This is a genomic window from Caulobacter sp. (assembly GCF_049283275.1).
Lineage (GTDB): Bacteria > Pseudomonadota > Alphaproteobacteria > Caulobacterales > Caulobacteraceae > Caulobacter.
Genome location: NZ_JBAPVS010000153.1, coordinates 1 through 11,179, shown reverse-complemented (window position 1 = coordinate 11,179; position 11,179 = coordinate 1). Strand labels below are relative to the sequence as shown.

Here is an 11,179-nt window from a genome sequence, read left to right as displayed (position 1 = left end):
TCCCCCAGGAGGGGAGGATTTCTCGACGCCCAGATGCTCCCCCTCTGGGGGAGCTGTCGCGGAGCGACTGAGGGGGTCTTTCCACCCCCCGCGCCCACCGGCCGCGCCCTTCCGTCGCCTTGACGCTGACCGGCGCGGACCTTACCTGACTGTCGTCATGGCCATCCGTCGCATCCTCACCGTCGATAACGCCGCCGATCTGGCGATTCTGAAGCAAGTCTCCAAGGACGTGCCCGCCGTCGACGACGCCCTGCGCGCGCTGATGGATGACATGCTGGAGACCATGTACGACGCCCCTGGCATCGGCCTGGCGGCCGTGCAGGTCGGCGAGCTGGTCAATGTGATCGTCATGGACCTGGCCCGCGAAGGCGAGGCGCCGGCCCCCCGCTATTTCGTCAATCCGAAGATCACCTGGGCGTCCGAAGAGCTGTTCGAATACGAGGAAGGTTGCCTGTCGGTGCCCGAGGTCTTCGACGCCGTCGAGCGCCCGGCCAAGGTCAAGATCAGCTACCTCAACTACAAGGGCGAAGCGGTCGAGGAAGAGGCCGAGGAGCTCTATGCCGTCTGCATCCAGCACGAGATGGACCACCTCAAGGGCGTGCTGTTCATCGACCACCTGTCGCGCCTGAAGCGCGATCGGGCGATCTCCAAGGTCAAGAAGGCGCGCCGGGCGGCTTAACCGCCGGGGACATGCCCTTGCGGCGTGTCCCCATCATATGCACGGACTTTCCGAATTCGCGCCGCGCCCGCTTGGGGACACGCCGCAAGGGCATGTCCCCGACGTGAGCCTTACCGCGTCGCCTCGTGCACGTCCTTCTTGGCGTTCGCGCCGGCCTTCTTGGCGTCGGCGTTGAGGTCGGCCGCCGCTTCCTTGGTTTCCTGGCCGGCCTTGGCGCCGACTTCCTGGGCCTTGTCGACGGCCTCGCCCGCCGCGACCTTGGCGTCGGCGGCGGCTTCCTGCGTGCTTTCCTTCAGGGCGGTGCCGGCTTGCTTGACGTCCGGATCGTTCTTGATGTCGGTGGCGGCCTGCTTGATCTCGCTGCCGGCGGCCTTGGCGCCTTCCTTGATCTGGGTGGCGTGCTCGTCCGAGCAGGCGGCCAGCGACAAGGCGGCCAAGCCGGCGACGGCGAAGAGGGTGATGGAGCGCATGGCGTTTCCTCCTGGAAATAGGTCGCCCATAGAACGGCGCTCTACGGTCGAGGTTCCGACTCAGCGCCCGCCCCCATCGCCTCAAGGCCGGCTTCCTTATGAGCGCCCTTCCTTAGGGAGAGTGGGCCGTCTAAACCTCCGCCATGCGTCTCGCCTTCCTCGGAACCCCCGATTTCTCCGTCGCCTGCCTGGCCGAGCTGGTCGCCGCCGGCCACGAGATCGTCTGCGTCTACTCTCAACCGCCCGCCCCGCGCGGTCGCGGCCAGGACCTCAAGCCCTCGCCGGTCCACGCCTTCGCCACCAGCCTGGGCCTGCCGGTGCGCACGCCGGTGTCGATGAAGACGCCCGCGGAGATCGAGGCCTTCCGCGCGCTCGATCTCGACGCCGCCGTGGTCGTCGCGTTCGGCCAGATCCTGGTCAAGGACGTGCTGGAGGCCCCCCGCCTGGGCTGTTTCAACCTGCATGCCAGCCTGCTGCCCCGCTGGCGCGGCGCCGCGCCGATCCAGCGGGCGATCATGGCCGGCGACACGGTGACCGGCGTCCAGGTGATGCGGATGAGCGAGGGCCTGGACGAGGGGCCGGTGCTGATGGGCGAACAGGTGCGGATCGACGCCCTGGAGACCGCCGGCAGTCTGCACGACAAGCTGGCCGCCGTCGGCGCGCACCTGCTGCCCATCGCCCTGGCCGCCATCGAACGCGGCGGGGCCCGCGAGGTCCCGCAGGCGCAGGAGGGCGTGACCTACGCCAAGAAGATCAAGGCCGCCGAGGCCCGCATCGACTGGACCCGTCCCGCCGCCGAGGTCGACCGCCACATCCGCGGCCTGTCGCCGTTCCCTGGCGCGTGGTTCGAGGCGCCGTCGGAAAAGGGACCGGTTCGCGTGAAGGCCCTGCTGTCGCGGGTCGAGGACGGGGAAGGCTCGCCTGGATCCGCGCTCGACGACAGCCTGCTGATCGCCTGCGGTGACGGCGCCGTCCGTCTGCTCAAGGCCCAGCGCGAAGGCAAGGGCGTCCAGGAGGCCGAGGTCTTCCTGCGCGGCTTCCCCCTCTCCGCCGGAACGGTCCTGGCCTGATGCCCCGCTACCGCCTGACGATCGAATACGACGGCCGGCCTTATAACGGCTTCCAGGCCCAGGCCTCGCAGCCGTCGGTGCAGGGCGCGATCGAGGCGGCGGTGAAGGCCTTCACCGGTCAGGACATCCGCATCGCGGCGGCCGGGCGCACCGACACCGGGGTCCATGCGACGGCTCAGGTGGTGCAGGTCGATCTGGAGCGCGACTGGCCCGCCGAGACGGTGATGAACGCCCTGAACGCCCACCTGGTGCGCGAGGCGGTCGTCGTGCTGGACTGCAGGGTCGCGCCCGAGGATTGGCACGCCCGGTTCTCGGCCCGGGAGCGGCGCTATCTCTACCGCATCCTCAACCGCCGCGCCCCGCCGGCCCTGGACAAGGGCAAGGTCTGGCACGTCAAGAAGCCGATCGACGCCGAGGCCATGCACGCGGCCGCGCAAGCTCTGATCGGCCTGCACGACTTCACCACGTTCCGCGACATGGCCTGCCAGTCGAAATCGCCGCTGAAGACCCTGGACGTGGCCCGGGTGCTGCGCGTCGGCGACGAGGTCCACCTGGTGTTCGAGGCCCGCTCGTTCCTGCATCGCCAAGTGCGGTCGATGACCGGCACCCTGGTCGAGGTCGGGGTCGGGCGGTGGAGCGCCGACGACGTCAAGGCGGCGCTGGAGGCCAAGGACCGCACGGCCTGCGGGCCGGTGGCCCCGGCCGACGGGCTGTATCTGACCGGGGTGGGTTACGAGGGGGAGGCCTAGCGCTTTTTGGCGCGCTCGGCCCGGGCCGTCTGGATCTGGCCGATCACCAGCGCCAGCATGAAGGCGCCGAAGGCGACGAGCACGAGGGTGAGGAAAGGGGTCATGGAAGCATCTCCGTTGGTGCAACGGTGAAGCTTTGCGCGGTCGATGCCGGGCGGCCTTGATTTGCCTCAAGTCCGGGACGCCCCCTCCGTCACGATGCGTATCCGCATCGCGCCACCTCCCCCGTTTCACGGGTGAGGAAAGCCTAGGCGAAGGCCGCGAAATAGCGGCCGATCAGGGCCTGGTAGATGTTGGCCAGGTCCTGGACCTCCTGGACCGGCACGCGTTCGTCGACGGCGTGCATGGTGGCGCCGACCAGGCCGAACTCGACCACCGGGCACAGGCTGCGGATGAACCGTGCGTCGCTGGTGCCGCCGGTGGTCGACAGCTCGGGCACCCGGCCGGTGGCGTCGCCGACGGCGGCCACGATCACGTCGGTGAAGGCGCCGGGCGCGGTCAGGAAGGCCTCGCCGCTGATCTTGCACAGCGCCTCGACCCGGCCCGAAAAGCCCTCGGCGGCCTCGCGGCACTCCTGTTCGATCCAGGCCTGCAGGTCCTTGCCCTGGTGGGCGGGATTGAAGCGGATGTTGATCCGGGCCTTGGCCGAGGCGGGGATGACATTGGTGGCGGTGTTGCCGACGTCGACCGTGGTGACTTCCAGGTTCGAGGGCTGGAAGCCGGTATAGCCGTCGTCCAGCACCCGGCTCTGCAGGCGCGAGAGGATGTCGACCATCACCGGGATCGGGTTGGCGGCGCGGTGCGGATAGGCCACGTGGCCCTGCTTGCCGTCGACGGCGATCCAGGCGTTGATGCTGCCGCGCCGGCCGATCTTGATCATGTCGCCCAGCAGGCTGGCGCTGGTCGGCTCGCCGACGATGCAGTGGTCGATGACCTCGCCCTCGGCGGCCAGGGCCTGGACGACGCGGACGGTGCCGTCCTCGGCCACGCCCTCCTCGTCGCCGGTGATCAGGAAGCTGAGCGAGCCCGGCAGATCTTGCGGCAAGCGCGAAACGGCGGCGACGAAGGCGGCGATGGCGCTCTTCATGTCGACCGCGCCGCGGCCGTACAGCACGCCGTCCTTGATCTCGGCCTCGAACGGGCCGGCCGTCCAGGCTTCGCTGTCGCCGACCGGCACCACGTCGGTGTGGCCCGCGAAACACAGGTTGGGGCGGGCGGTCCCGCGCCGGGCGTAGAGGTTCTCGATCTCGCCGAATTTCATGCGCCGGCAATTGAAGCCCAGGGCTTCCAGCTGGCGTTGCAACACGTCCATCGCCCCCTCGTCGGCCGGGGTCACGGACGGGCGGCGGATCAAGGCCTGGGCGAGGGCCACGGGATCGAGAGCGGGGGCGAGGCTGTTGTCAGTCATTGTCCTGGCTTTAGGCTCCCCTGGCGCCCGACGCAAACCCGAGACGACCGCCATGCCCAAGATCGACATCGCCGCCGCCCCCACGCGCGTGGGAACCGACTATCCGCCGCCCCACGACGCGCCGTGCCGCGCGCGCAAGCGCTGGGCCCTGGGCGACGCTGCCGGACTCGACCAGTTCGGCGTCAACCTGATGCGCCTGCCGCCGGGCCAGTGGAGCAGCCAGCGCCACTGGCATTCGGCGGAGGATGAGTTCGTCTGGGTGGTCGAGGGCGAGGTGGTGCTGGTCGAGGACGGCGCGGAGACGATCCTGCGGCCCGGCGACTGCGCGGGCTTCAAGGCCGGGGTCGAGAGCGGCCACCACCTGGAGAACCGTTCGGACCGCGAGGCCGTGCTGCTGGAAATGGGCTCGCGCCGGCCCGACCAGGACACCTGCACCTATAGCGACATCGACATGGTGGCGCGGGCGGGAGAGGACTTCTACCGACATCGGGACGGAAGGCCTTACGAGGTCGACGGCGAGGGCGGGCGCTAGCGAGACGACCGCGAATCGGCCGCCAAACGCGCTTGACGCAGATCAAGGTGTCGCGCGCCTGATCAGGCTTGGCTGCCGCCCTCAAGGGAGACGCCCCATGACGGTTGGAAACACCAAGGCCGCCTATGGCTGGATCGCCATCGGCCTGCACTGGATCAGCGCCGTCGGCGTGACCGCGCTCTACCTCCTGGGCGAGCGGATGGAGGAGGCGCCGGACCGCGCCGCCAAGATCGCCGCGCAGCATCTGCACGTCTCGGTCGCGGTGCTGCTGTTCACCTTTCTGCTGGCCCGCCTGGCCTGGTCCGCCTCGCAGCCGGCGCCGACGTCGCTGGAGCGGAACCTCTGGCTGCGCCGCCTGGCCAAGGCCGTGCATGGCCTGTTCCTGCTGATGATCGCGGTGCTGCTGGTCACCGGTCCGCTGGCGGTGTGGTCGGGCGGCCGGCCGATCGCCGTCTTCGACTGGTTCTCGCTGCCGACGCCCTTCCCGACGCGGATCGACTGGCTGCACGAGGTCAGCGAGGAGGTCCACGGCGCGGCGACCAAGCTCTTCTGGCCGCTGATCGTCCTGCACGTGGTCGGCGCCCTCAAGCACGCGATCGTGGATCGCGACCGCACCCTGCTGCGCATGCTCTGGGTCCGGCGCGCTCGCGCCGGCTAGGACGCGACCTTGTGATCAGTCGCGCAGCAGGTCGTTGATGCTGGTCTTGGACCGGGTCTTGGCGTCGACGGTCTTGACGATCACGGCGCAGTAGAGGCTGGGGCCGCCCTTGGGGTCGGGCAGGCTGCCGGGGACGACGACGCTGTAGGGCGGCACCTTGCCGATGTGGACCTGGCCGGTGGCGCGGTCGACGATCTTGGTCGAGGCGCTGATGAACACGCCCATCGACAGCACGCTGCCCTCGCCGACGACCACGCCTTCCACCACTTCCGAACGGGCGCCGATGAAGCAGTCGTCCTCGATGATGGTCGGGTTGGCCTGCAGGGGCTCCAGCACGCCTCCGATGCCGACGCCGCCCGACAGGTGGACGCGCTTGCCGATCTGGGCGCACGAGCCGACCGTCACCCAGGTGTCGACCATGGTGCTGTCGTCGACATAGGCGCCGATGTTCACGAACGACGGCATCAGGATGACGTTCTTGCCCACATAGGCGCCGCGGCGGACGATCGAGCCGGGCACGGCGCGGAAGCCGGCGGCCTCGAATTGCGGGGCGTCCCAGCCGTCGAACTTGTTGGGCACCTTGTCCCACCACGGGCCGACCGCGCCGCCCATCGCGCCCGCGTGCATGACCTTGTTGGGGTTCAGGCGGAACGACAGCAGCACGGCCTTCTTCAGCCACTGGTGGGTGGTCCATTCGCCGCCCACTTTTTCCGACACCCGCACCTTGCCGGCGTCGATCAGCAGCAGGGTCTCCTCGACCGCCGTGCGCACCGGGCCGGTGGTGGCGGTGGAGACGCCGTCGCGGGCCTCCCAGGCGGCTTCGACTTCGGTCTGCAGATCAGCGAGGGTCAGGCCAGAGGGGGATTGGGCGGTCATGTCAGGCTTCCTTCAGGCGCGCCGAGGTCAGGAACCCGGCGAGGTCGTGCGTGCGGTGATGGACGAAATCGGCGGTCGAGGCGGCCGCGTGGGCGCCGACCAGGACGGTGGTCATGCCCAGCAAGGCGGCGGGGGCGAGGTTCTTCTCGCTGTCCTCGAAAAAGGCGGTGACCGTGGACGTCACGTCGTGACGGCGGGTCATCTTCTCGAACGTGGCCATGGCCGGCTTGGGCAGATAGTCGGCGGTCTCGATCGCGAAGGTGTCCTCGAACAGGTCGGCCAGGCCCAGGCGGTCCAGGACTCGCTCGGCGTGGCCTGTCGAGCCGTTGGTGAACACCAGGCGACGGCCGGGCAGGCTCAGGATCGCCTGGCGCAGGGCCACGTCCGGCGTCAGGCGATCCATCGAGACGTCGTGCACCTCGTCGAGGAACGCCTTGGGCTCCATGCCGTGGTGCATCATCAGTCCGGCCAGGGTGGTGCCGTGCTCGGTGTAGTAGCGTTTCTGCAAGGCCTTGGCCTCGTCACGGGGCAGGCCCGTGAAGCGCGTCACGAAGTCGGTCATCTTGCCCTCGATCAGGGCCATGTACTCGCACTCGGCCGGATAGAGGGTGTTGTCGAGATCAAAGAGCCAGGTTTCGACGTGGGTCAGGTCGGCGGTCATTTCGAGATGAGCGTACCCGCGCCGTGCTCGCTGAACAGTTCGACCAGCATGGCGTGGGGACGGCGTCCGTCCAGGATGACCACGGCCTCGACGCCGTTTTCCACGGCGTGGATGGCGTTCTCCAGCTTGGGGATCATGCCGCCGCTGGCCACGCCGCTGGCGATCAGGCCGCGGGCCTCGTCGACGGTCATCTGGCGGATCAGCTGGCCGTTGGCGTCCAGCACGCCGGCGATGTCGGTCAGCATCAGCATCCGCTTGGCCTTCAGCGCGCCGGCCAGGGCGCCGGCCACGGTGTCGGCGTTGATGTTGAAGGTCTGGCCGGCTTCGGAGACGCCGATCGGGGCGATCACCGGGATGTAGTCGGTTTCCGAGGTCAGCAGGGCCTGGATGATGTGCGGGTCGATCTTGGTCGGTTCGCCCACGAAGCCCAGGTCGACGACCTGCTCGATATTGCTGCCTGGATCCTTGCGGGTGCGGGTCACCTTCTCGGCGGTGATCATCCGAGCGTCCTTGCCCGACAGGCCCACGCCGCGCACGTCGGCCTCGGCCCCGGCCAGGGTGATCCAGTTGGCGATTTCCTTGTTGATGGCGCCCGACAGCACCATCTCGGCCACTTCCATCGTCGCCTCGTCGGTGACGCGCAGCCCGTCGACGAAGGTCGACTTGACGCCGGCCTTGTCGAGCATGCGGCTGATCTGCGGACCGCCGCCGTGCACCACGACGGGATGCACGCCCAGCAGCTTGAGCAGCACGGCGTCGGCCGCGAACAGCTTGGCGACCTGCTCCTGGCCCATGGCGTGACCGCCGTATTTGATCACCACCGTCTCGCGGTCGTAGATCTGGATGTAGGGCAGGGCTTCAGCCAGGGTCTTGGCGGTGGCCCAGCCCGCTTCCTCGGCGACGTCGGTCAAGGCGGCGATCCTGTAAGGCGAAAGGCGCGCCTCGATAGCGGACCCCGTGCGGCCTGTCACGCATTCAGCCCCGATTGTCATCCCGGACGAGCGCGCAGCGCGAAGATCCGGGACCGACGCGTGAACTCAGAGCTTCCGGCGGTCCCGGATCGGCGGCCTTCGGGCCTTGTCCGGGATGACAGACGCGGGGACCTGGAGCGTTACCGTTCCTTCCGGCTATACCGCCACTTCAACGCCAGCACCGCGCCGGACATCAGCAGGCAGGCGGTGTTGGAGGCGATCACCGGCCAAGCCTTGATCAGCACCCCATAGGCGATCCAGCAGGAAAAGCCGGCGACGGTGACGACATAGGTGCGCAGCGAAACCGACGAAGCGTCCTTCTCGCGCCAGATCTTGACGATCTGCGGGGCGAAGCTGGTGATCGACAGCAGGGCGGCGGCCGTGCCGACGACCGAGGCGATCAAGGTGGCGCCCATGACCTAAACGGCTTGGGGTTGGTTGGTCAGGCCCCAATGCTTGGCGTAGGCCGGCGACAGCTCCAGGCCGATGGGCGGCGGGCCGGGGGCCTGGCCTTCACGCAGGCAGACCGTCAGATAGGCCAGGGCGGTCTTCACCCCGTGCTCGGAATAGGGTTTGCCGATCACCCCGCAGGCCCCGGCGAAGTCGTCGGGCAGCCGCTTGACGTTGGCGGTCATGAACAGCGCCACGCCGCCGCAATCGTCGTGGATCTTGCGCACCACCTCCACGCCCGTCGGGCCGTCGCGCAGATGGACGTCGACCAGGGCCAGATCCGGGCGCAGGTCGTTGGCCATGGCCACCGCCTCGTCCGAACTCATGGCCAGGCCCACGGAGCGACAGCCCACCTCCTCGACCAGGAACTCCAGCTCGGTGGCCAGCAGCACCTCGTCCTCCACGATCAAGACCTCGAGCGGACGCACGTTCATCACAAAATCCAACCTTGTCTCAGTGATGTCCGCCATTGACCGGCAGATACACCACGACGCGGGTTCCAGGATCGGCGGGCGTGGTCTCCGAACGCGCCTTCAGCTGCTGGCAAAGCAGCTGGACGATGGTCAGACCAAATCCGCCCGACGATGCGGAATTCACCACCCCAACGCCGTTGTCGGTGATTTCGATCCGGAAATCAGTGTCCTGACGGGTGATTCCGACAAAGATCTCGCCGGTGCGCCCCTCAAGGGCTCCTGGCGGGAAGCCGTGGCGCAGGGCGTTGGAGAACAGCTCATTGATCACCAGGGCCAGGGGCGCGGCCTTGGCGGCGGCGATGTCGATGCGCTCCAGATCCAGCCGCACGGTGATGTCGTCGCGCCGCGCCGCGCCCATCATGTCGCTGACCAGATCGCGCACGAAGGCCGAGACGTCGAAGCGCTCGACGTCGTCGCTCTGGAACAGGCGGCGGTGGACCGTGGCGATGGCGCTGACCCGCTCCAGCATGCCGCGCAGGCTGTCCTTGACCGCCGGGTCGGTGACGCGGCGGTTCTGCAGCAGCAACAGGGACGAGATGAGCTGCAGGTTGTTCTTGACCCGGTGATCGACCTCGTGGAGCAGGGCGGTCTTCTGCTGCAGGGCCCGGCTCAGGTCGGCGGTGCGGGCCTCGACGGCGGCCTCCAGCCGATCGCGCGTGTCGCCCAGCTCGAGCTCGACGCGCTTTTTGTCGCTGACGTCCAGCTGCGAGCCGAAGAAATAGACGATTTCGCCGGCCTTGCCGCGCACGGGCGACAGATACAGGGCGTTCCAGAACGTCGTGCCATCCTTGCGGTAGTTGAGGATGTCCAGCCCGATGTCTTCGCCCTCGGCGACGGCGCGCCGCGTCGCCGCGATGGCGGCGGGATCGGTGTCGGGCCCCTGCAGGAAGCGGCAGTTGCGGCCGATCACCTCCTCGCGGCTGTAGCCGGTCAGGGTCAGGAAGGCGTCGTTGGCGAAGATGATCGGATTGTCGGGCTGACGCGCGTCGGTGACGATCATCGCCATGCGGGCGCCGCGGACGGCCGCCGCGAACGGATCTGCGCCCTCATGCTCGGCGGCCAGTTCCTCGGCTAGGCGTTCCGACCGCAATATGTCCGTCATTCGCTGAACGCCTGACCTGCTGACCCGCCCCGTGGCCCCCCACAACGTCGGCGGGGAGGTCGGGTTCCGGACATTGGCCCAAATGCGAGACGGCGGAAACTCCAAGAGTTCCCGCCGCCATGGCCTGAGGTCCGGAGGACGCGGAGGGACGTCCTATTTGGGCCTGTAGATCTTGTCGAACAGGCCGCCGTCGGCGAAGTGGACGGCCTGGGCCTTCTTCCAGCCGCCGAAGGTGTCGTCGATGGTGACCAGCGAGATCGCCTTGAACTTGCTCGCATACTTGGCCGCCGATTGGGCGTTGCGCGGACGGTAGTGGTTCTTGCCGATCAGGTCCTGGGCGATGGGGCTGTAGAGGAAGTTCAGATAGCCCTCGGCCGCCAGGCGGGTCTTGTGACGGTCGACGTTCCTGTCGATGATCGCCACCGGCGGTTCGGCCAGGATCGACAGCGACGGATAGACGATGTCGAACTTGCCCGGCAGTTCCTCCTGCGCCAGATAGGCCTCGTTCTCCCACGACAGCAGGACGTCGCCCAGGCCGCGCTGGGTGAAGCTGGTGGTCGCGCCGCGCGCGCCGGTGTCCAGCACCGGCACGTGCTCGAACAGCGCCCTGACGAAGGCTTCGGCCTTGGCCGGATTGCCGCCCGGTTGCTTCAGGGCCCAGGCCCAGGCCGCCAGATAGTTCCAGCGCGCCCCGCCCGAGGTCTTCGGGTTGGGGGTGATCACGTCGATGCCGGGCTTCACCAGGTCGCCCCAGTCCTTGATCTTCCAAGGATTGCCCTTGCGGACCAGGAACACGATCGTCGAGGTGTAGGGGGTCGAGTTGTTGGGCAGGCGCGATTGCCAGTTGGCCGGCAGCAGCTTGGCCTTGGCGGCGATCTCGTCTATGTCATAGGCCAGCGCCAGCGTGACCACGTCGGCCTGCAGGCCGTCGATCACCGAGCGGGCCTGCTTGCCCGAACCGCCGTGCGACTGGTTGATGGTCAGGGTCTGGCCGACCTTGTCCTTCCAGTACTTGGCGTAGGCGGCGTTGACGTCCTTGTAGAGCTCGCGGGTCGGATCATAGCTGACATTGAGCAGGGT

14 protein-coding genes and 1 pseudogene are annotated in these 11,179 nt (G+C 68.3%); 6 read left to right on the top strand and 9 right to left on the bottom strand.

Features of this window, described 5'->3' with window-relative positions; all coding sequences use genetic code 11:
- Positions 1-157: 157 nt before the first annotated feature.
- A complete protein-coding gene (def, locus tag WAL33_RS08450) occupies positions 158-679 on the top strand; it encodes a peptide deformylase (RefSeq protein ID WP_422180375.1) in 522 nt (173 codons plus the stop codon).
- A gap of 110 nt (positions 680-789) precedes the next feature.
- Here the strand turns inward: def and WAL33_RS08445 are convergent, their stop codons facing one another.
- The gene (locus tag WAL33_RS08445) at positions 790-1,149 is read right to left on the bottom strand and encodes a cell surface protein (protein ID WP_422180373.1); all 360 of its coding nucleotides are present in this window, start codon (positions 1,147-1,149) and stop codon (positions 790-792) included.
- A 143-nt stretch (positions 1,150-1,292) separates the two neighbouring features.
- On the opposite strand from WAL33_RS08445, the gene fmt reads away from it, so the two are divergent.
- The 3 genes and pseudogenes from fmt to WAL33_RS08430 form a co-directional block, all read left to right on the top strand.
- A complete protein-coding gene (fmt, locus tag WAL33_RS08440) occupies positions 1,293-2,219 on the top strand; it encodes a methionyl-tRNA formyltransferase (RefSeq protein ID WP_422180371.1) in 927 nt (308 codons plus the stop codon).
- Entirely contained in the window at positions 2,219-2,968 is a 750-nt protein-coding gene (truA, locus tag WAL33_RS08435) for a tRNA pseudouridine(38-40) synthase TruA (protein WP_422180369.1), read from the top strand. The genes fmt and truA overlap by 1 nt, the downstream gene beginning before the upstream one ends.
- Before the next feature lie 173 nt (positions 2,969-3,141).
- Positions 3,142-3,213: pseudogene (locus WAL33_RS08430) on the top strand (hypothetical protein); the annotation flags it as partial.
- Positions 3,214-3,215: 2 nt separating this feature from the next.
- Here the strand turns inward: WAL33_RS08430 and dapE are convergent.
- Positions 3,216-4,376, bottom strand: a complete 1,161-nt coding sequence (dapE, locus tag WAL33_RS08425) for a succinyl-diaminopimelate desuccinylase (protein ID WP_422180367.1) — start codon at positions 4,374-4,376, stop codon at positions 3,216-3,218.
- 52 nt (positions 4,377-4,428) lie between these two features.
- On the opposite strand from dapE, the gene WAL33_RS08420 reads away from it, so the two are divergent.
- Together WAL33_RS08420 and WAL33_RS08415 are read left to right on the top strand one after the other, a co-directional pair.
- Complete coding sequence (locus WAL33_RS08420) at positions 4,429-4,908, top strand: cupin domain-containing protein (protein ID WP_422180365.1); 480 nt, start codon at positions 4,429-4,431, stop codon at positions 4,906-4,908.
- Positions 4,909-5,005: 97 nt separating this feature from the next.
- The gene (locus WAL33_RS08415) at positions 5,006-5,566 is read left to right on the top strand and encodes a cytochrome b (RefSeq protein WP_422180363.1); all 561 of its coding nucleotides are present in this window, start codon (positions 5,006-5,008) and stop codon (positions 5,564-5,566) included.
- 15 nt (positions 5,567-5,581) lie between these two features.
- Here WAL33_RS08415 and dapD read toward each other — a convergent pair whose 3' ends face one another.
- From dapD to WAL33_RS08380, 7 genes are all read right to left on the bottom strand, one after another.
- Positions 5,582-6,442 (bottom strand): 2,3,4,5-tetrahydropyridine-2,6-dicarboxylate N-succinyltransferase, encoded by an 861-nt coding sequence (gene dapD / locus WAL33_RS08410; protein WP_422180361.1) that lies wholly within the window; start codon positions 6,440-6,442, stop codon positions 5,582-5,584.
- Between the two features lies 1 nt (position 6,443).
- The gene (locus WAL33_RS08405; protein ID WP_422180359.1) at positions 6,444-7,103 is read right to left on the bottom strand and encodes a pyrimidine 5'-nucleotidase; all 660 of its coding nucleotides are present in this window, start codon (positions 7,101-7,103) and stop codon (positions 6,444-6,446) included.
- Positions 7,100-8,014, bottom strand: coding sequence for an acetylglutamate kinase (argB, locus tag WAL33_RS08400; protein ID WP_422180358.1), 915 nt, complete (start codon positions 8,012-8,014; stop codon positions 7,100-7,102). The genes WAL33_RS08405 and argB overlap by 4 nt, the downstream gene beginning before the upstream one ends.
- Before the next feature lie 200 nt (positions 8,015-8,214).
- Positions 8,215-8,490, bottom strand: coding sequence for a SemiSWEET family sugar transporter (locus WAL33_RS08395; RefSeq protein WP_422180356.1), 276 nt, complete (start codon positions 8,488-8,490; stop codon positions 8,215-8,217).
- Positions 8,491-8,493: 3 nt separating this feature from the next.
- Entirely contained in the window at positions 8,494-8,958 is a 465-nt protein-coding gene (locus WAL33_RS08390; RefSeq protein ID WP_422180354.1) for a response regulator, read from the bottom strand.
- Positions 8,959-8,977: 19 nt separating this feature from the next.
- Positions 8,978-10,099 (bottom strand): histidine kinase dimerization/phosphoacceptor domain -containing protein, encoded by a 1,122-nt coding sequence (locus WAL33_RS08385; protein ID WP_422180352.1) that lies wholly within the window; start codon positions 10,097-10,099, stop codon positions 8,978-8,980.
- Positions 10,100-10,252: 153 nt separating this feature from the next.
- Positions 10,253-11,179, bottom strand: a 927-nt coding sequence (locus WAL33_RS08380) for a sulfate ABC transporter substrate-binding protein (protein WP_422180350.1), incomplete at its 5' end; no start/stop codon positions are given.

Excerpts from the sequence above, each read along its gene's own strand:
- def (WP_422180375.1), top strand. The coding sequence starts at position 158 with ATGGCCATCCGTCGCATCCTCACCGTCGATAACGCCGCCGATCTGGCG.
- WAL33_RS08445 (WP_422180373.1), bottom strand. The coding sequence starts at position 1,149 with ATGCGCTCCATCACCCTCTTCGCCGTCGCCGGCTTGGCCGCCTTGTCG.
- fmt (WP_422180371.1), top strand. The coding sequence starts at position 1,293 with ATGCGTCTCGCCTTCCTCGGAACCCCCGATTTCTCCGTCGCCTGCCTG.
- truA (WP_422180369.1), top strand. The coding sequence starts at position 2,219 with ATGCCCCGCTACCGCCTGACGATCGAATACGACGGCCGGCCTTATAAC.
- dapE (WP_422180367.1), bottom strand. The coding sequence starts at position 4,376 with ATGACTGACAACAGCCTCGCCCCCGCTCTCGATCCCGTGGCCCTCGCC.
- WAL33_RS08420 (WP_422180365.1), top strand. The coding sequence starts at position 4,429 with ATGCCCAAGATCGACATCGCCGCCGCCCCCACGCGCGTGGGAACCGAC.
- WAL33_RS08415 (WP_422180363.1), top strand. The coding sequence starts at position 5,006 with ATGACGGTTGGAAACACCAAGGCCGCCTATGGCTGGATCGCCATCGGC.
- dapD (WP_422180361.1), bottom strand. The coding sequence starts at position 6,442 with ATGACCGCCCAATCCCCCTCTGGCCTGACCCTCGCTGATCTGCAGACC.
- WAL33_RS08405 (WP_422180359.1), bottom strand. The coding sequence starts at position 7,103 with ATGACCGCCGACCTGACCCACGTCGAAACCTGGCTCTTTGATCTCGAC.
- WAL33_RS08395 (WP_422180356.1), bottom strand. The coding sequence starts at position 8,490 with ATGGGCGCCACCTTGATCGCCTCGGTCGTCGGCACGGCCGCCGCCCTG.
- WAL33_RS08390 (WP_422180354.1), bottom strand. The coding sequence starts at position 8,958 with ATGAACGTGCGTCCGCTCGAGGTCTTGATCGTGGAGGACGAGGTGCTG.
- WAL33_RS08385 (WP_422180352.1), bottom strand. The coding sequence starts at position 10,099 with ATGACGGACATATTGCGGTCGGAACGCCTAGCCGAGGAACTGGCCGCC.